We start from the raw sequence: 4,074 nt of genomic DNA on the forward strand, positions 1-4,074 counted from the left end.
GCTTCATATTCACCTTGATTGAGTTTTTTTAACAGTGTCGAGTTACAAAAGGCTCCTGTTCCTACATTATAGCAAAACGACACTAACGCCGCGAATTGTTCATCTGTTAATGAAACTGTAACAGCGCGTTCAACGGCATTTTCAAATTGTCTTAAGTCTTGGCAAAGAAGTTCTTCTGCTTGCTTTTCCGTGATGGTCATGCCTTCATAAACAAAAGGCTTTCCAGCATTGTTTGTATGTCCATAACCTATTGTCCACACCCCAATGGTATCTTTGTAGGCGTTTAAACGCAAGCCTTCCCATTGTTTGATAAGTGCTAGCCCTTCTGATGATATTTTTCGCATATGCTTCTCCATAAAAAAAGCTCCGCAAAAAGCAGAGCTGGATTAAAAAATTGACATCTTTCTCATTCGGAAAGATAGCTTGGTTAAGCTTCATGTCACTTTTTCATTGGAATAAAAGAAGATTTTTTCTCAACTTTTAATTTCTTTCTTGACAAATATTCGTTTATAAACGAATATACATCATGTTTGAAATACGTCACTACCTTACTTCTGATGGCAAAGACCTGATAGCTGATTGGCTGCGAAAGCTCCGTGATATGCAGGCTAAAACTGCAATTATTCGCCGCCTTAATCGTTTAGAGCAGGGAAACTTTGGCGATTTCAAGCCGCTTCGTGAGGGTGTTCATGAATTGCGTATTAATGTTGGTCCTGGCTACCGAGTTTATTATGTCCAATCTGGAAAGACCGTATTGTTGCTATTATGCGGTGGCAGCAAAAAAACACAAGAGACTGATATCACTCGTGCATGTGCTTGCTGGCGTGATTGGCAAAACCGTGAAGATTAAAGGAGTGCAAAAATGAAAGACCGTAACCATGATGATGCAATGGCAGAAATATTCCGTGATGATCCTGAGTTGGCAGCAGCTACCCTTGATGCAATCCTAGCAGATGGTGATCAGGGTGAGCTGCTTGTAACTCTACGCCAAATGGCCAAAGCTTATGGTGGTGTTCAAGCTGTAGCTAAAGCAGCCAACTTGAACCCAACACAACTTTACCGTACACTTTCAGAAAAAGGTAATCCAGAGTTCCGCAGCTTGAATGCTTTACTGCGTACCATGGGGTTTCGTTTGGCTGTACAGCCTCTTGAACGACCAGTTCCACACGTGTAACTTTAGTTCCACTCCCCACCTTTAAAGATGGGGAAGGGAGGTATTTAAGCAATCATTTTTAATGAGGGGCTCTACATCTAGTTTATAACCTATCATGTATCCTCTTCATCCATATGGATGACGCCTTCGCCTTCGTCGCATGCGTTTGGTGGGGCGTTTGGATCAAGGGTATCATCCTTGTCTGGTGTTGTGTTTGCAACGTTTCCAGCCGCATCTTCTTGCGCTTTATCAAAAAGTTCGCACTCTATTTTTGTGGTGTAACCACCCGTTTTATCAAGTTTGTGCTTAACACTTTTGATGCGCCATTCTGCTGGAATATAGGGGCGGAAAGGGGGCTCTTGAACAAGCTTTGCTTCTGCTTGCACAAACGGATCACCACCGATATCACATGAGAAAGAAGACTTACCGCGTGATGATTTATTGCGATAAGCAGCAATGGCCGCAACAGCCTCTGATTGGTTATGATAGGTATATTTGAGTTCATGAAACGGCGGATTACCAACTTTGACTTCTTTTTTTTCACCACTGCGTAAATCATGATAGGTTGCGAGAACACCGCCTTTTTTCTCTTCTTCTTTCTCAGGTGTTGTTTCTGCTTTTTCTGCTTTTTCCGATTCAGATGATGATGGTGTTGCTCTGTCACTGTCATCCATATGGATAAAGTTTTCATCATCATCAATCTCTTCTGGTTCTCGTGCATCAGCAGCGGCTTTTTGGTCGTCCCCCACATCTGTTTCTAAGCCATTGGCTGCACCTGCTTCATCCCGTGCGCTGTATTTAAAATCCCAAGAGGTGCAATGTTTCTCATGAATAACAATAATAGGGAGTGTTTCACCGGTGATGGCTTTGCCTTCACCCCGTTTGGCAAGAACAAGTTTACCATCAACGGGCTTTGCTACCGCATCATATTCTTCTGCAAGGCGTGTAGCAAAAGCCATATCGCTTTCAGCTGTTTGGTCAATGTGACGCACAACGATTTTTGCAAGAGAAGGATCAACCTTTGGCGTATAGCCATTACGCTGTGCTATCTCTTGAACAATACTGCCAAGGGTTTGCTGGTGATAGGATTGGCTTTTTGGGGTTCTATAAGATGTGTTCATTGATGCGGCGCGCCCTGTAACACTTAAGCTTTGCGGTGGGCTGCTTACAGAAATTTCGTCTATCAGATAGGCTCCCATATCGCGGTTTTTTCCGCCTTCATAGCCAAGTGTTATGGAAATAACTGTCCCGATAAGAGGAATATCAAGAAAGCCGTTATCACTGTCACGCGCACGGTCATCAAGCTCTATAGTGATACGATCACTTTTGTTTTCTGCTTCATCGGTAATTTCAATTGATAAAACATAATCCATGAGCGTTTTGGTGATGTCTTCTCCATTTGCCAGAACCGTGCAAAAAGGTTTCATGATTTGCTACCCCAAATTCTGATCACTGGTGTGGCTTTCGGATAGGGGAGGGACGGCAAAACTATGGTGATTCCTGCTTTTAAAATGGGTCCATAGTCTGCAAGCCCCAAATTCGCTGCATAGACCCGTTCAACAGCAAGGGCTTGTTGACCCTTTGCATAGTATCTCCAGCAAATGGCATCCACCATATCACCTTCTTTTGTTACGTAAAGATCACTCATAGGTCTTCACCATATTCTCTCAATTTTATTGTAAATTCTTGTTTTTTGGGGGTGCCATTATGATGAAAAATGCTTTGTTTTTCCTCTACAGAAAGAATGACAAACTTACCTAAGATTTTGCCTTGACCGGTCACAAGAATGTGAGGTCCCATATGCGCTATTTGTCGCAAATATTCGAGCTGTCTGTGACCACCTTTGAAATCTGGATAAATCACACCAGCTAAAGAAAATTCCGCATTTGTAACAGCAGGCAATTGAAGAGCAGCCTTTCTCCCCAATCGCCCTTGCTCTACCCATGGAACACCATAAGACATATCAAGTGTTTGATAAGCTGCTGTTTCAATCGAAAAAATAAAACTACCCAAAGCTAACATCATGGTATTTAATCCGAAAGGCTAGAGGCTATGGCTAAACGTTGCTGTTTTGCATAGCGTTCAAGTGCTTGATTGACAGCGTCTCTGATTTCGTCCTTGAGACCATTTGGTACTGAAATATTTAGATTTGTAATGGTTACACGGGCGTCTACTTCAACGGGCTTATGAACCGTAATTGGCTTTGGAGCTTTAAAGGCACCTACTTTATTTGTTGCCTGCATTTGTCCTGTTTCAATGACACTTGTATTAAAACCACTCTTGCGTTTTTCAGGTGGGGTATTTGTAACCACTACTGTATCAACCATTTTTTTTGCACGTGCATTAGTTTCATCGGTAAAGGTTTTTAAAGTCTTCGTTGAAGTTTTGTTGATTGAAACATTAAAGCCTAGCTTTTCTTTCATCCAATTAGGCATCCAGCTGGTTAATTTGCTTATCATGCCGCTAAACCAATCAGACAAAGCATTCCATTGGCTTTTGATACCTTCCCAAAGCCCGTTAATCAGATTGGTTCCTACTTCCATTAAATCGACACCAAACAGCCATTCAATGAGTTCATTGATTTTTTTCGAAATCCAAGTCAGTGGTGAAAAGTTTTTAAAGAACGTCAAGAGGTTATTGAAAACGTTACTACATAAGCTCGCAAAAGAATTCCACAAGTTGCTTATGAAGCTTACTACCGTATCCCAATTTTTGTAGAGCAGATATCCAGCAGCAACAAGGGCTGCTATGCCGGCAGCGATCCAGCCGACAGGTGTGGTCATGATTGCGATACCAAGCGATATAAAAGCAGAACCAACGGCAGTTATTGCCGAAATCAGTGTACCTACAAGAGTTAAAGCAAGACTGGCAACTGCAGAAGCAGCTGAGGCTAATGCTGAAAGCAGTGATCTTCCCAGAGT

Annotated in this window: 6 protein-coding genes and 1 pseudogene; 2 read left to right on the forward strand and 5 right to left on the reverse strand. The window is 42.3% G+C overall.

Annotation, left to right across the window (positions count from 1 at the left end):
* A partial coding sequence (locus tag ACFINF_RS08800) for a lysozyme (RefSeq protein ID WP_375620530.1) occupies window positions 1–344 on the reverse strand: 344 nt, incomplete at its 3' end.
* Window positions 345–526: 182 nt separating this feature from the next.
* Between ACFINF_RS08800 and ACFINF_RS08805 the strand changes: the two genes are divergently transcribed.
* Entirely contained in the window at window positions 527–850 is a 324-nt protein-coding gene (locus tag ACFINF_RS08805) for a type II toxin-antitoxin system RelE/ParE family toxin (RefSeq protein WP_015857128.1), read from the forward strand.
* A 12-nt stretch (window positions 851–862) separates the two neighbouring features.
* A complete protein-coding gene (locus ACFINF_RS08810; RefSeq protein WP_208439803.1) occupies window positions 863–1,174 on the forward strand; it encodes a DNA-binding protein in 312 nt (103 codons plus the stop codon).
* A 92-nt stretch (window positions 1,175–1,266) separates the two neighbouring features.
* On the opposite strand, the gene ACFINF_RS08815 is transcribed toward ACFINF_RS08810, so the two are convergent.
* The 4 genes and pseudogenes from ACFINF_RS08815 to ACFINF_RS08830 all read right to left on the reverse strand — a co-directional run.
* Window positions 1,267–2,580 carry a phage late control D family protein gene (locus tag ACFINF_RS08815; RefSeq protein WP_375620531.1) on the reverse strand — a complete coding sequence of 438 codons (1,314 nt, stop codon included), beginning with the start codon at window positions 2,578–2,580 and terminating at the stop codon, window positions 1,267–1,269.
* A complete protein-coding gene (locus ACFINF_RS08820; protein WP_375620532.1) occupies window positions 2,577–2,801 on the reverse strand; it encodes a tail protein X in 225 nt (74 codons plus the stop codon). Before ACFINF_RS08820 ends, ACFINF_RS08815 begins: the two co-directional genes overlap by 4 nt.
* Window positions 2,798–3,178, reverse strand: coding sequence for a phage tail protein (locus ACFINF_RS08825; protein ID WP_375620534.1), 381 nt, complete (start codon window positions 3,176–3,178; stop codon window positions 2,798–2,800). Before ACFINF_RS08825 ends, ACFINF_RS08820 begins: the two co-directional genes overlap by 4 nt.
* A 5-nt stretch (window positions 3,179–3,183) precedes the next feature.
* Window positions 3,184–4,074: pseudogene (locus ACFINF_RS08830) on the reverse strand (phage tail protein); the annotation flags it as partial.

The organism is Bartonella sp. TS25HLJMH (assembly GCF_042193505.1).
GTDB lineage: Bacteria > Pseudomonadota > Alphaproteobacteria > Rhizobiales > Rhizobiaceae > Bartonella > Bartonella grahamii.

Excerpts from the sequence above, each read along its gene's own strand:
- ACFINF_RS08805 (WP_015857128.1), top strand. The coding sequence starts at position 527 with ATGTTTGAAATACGTCACTACCTTACTTCTGATGGCAAAGACCTGATA.
- ACFINF_RS08810 (WP_208439803.1), top strand. The coding sequence starts at position 863 with ATGAAAGACCGTAACCATGATGATGCAATGGCAGAAATATTCCGTGAT.
- ACFINF_RS08815 (WP_375620531.1), bottom strand. The coding sequence starts at position 2,580 with ATGAAACCTTTTTGCACGGTTCTGGCAAATGGAGAAGACATCACCAAA.
- ACFINF_RS08820 (WP_375620532.1), bottom strand. The coding sequence starts at position 2,801 with ATGAGTGATCTTTACGTAACAAAAGAAGGTGATATGGTGGATGCCATT.
- ACFINF_RS08825 (WP_375620534.1), bottom strand. The coding sequence starts at position 3,178 with ATGATGTTAGCTTTGGGTAGTTTTATTTTTTCGATTGAAACAGCAGCT.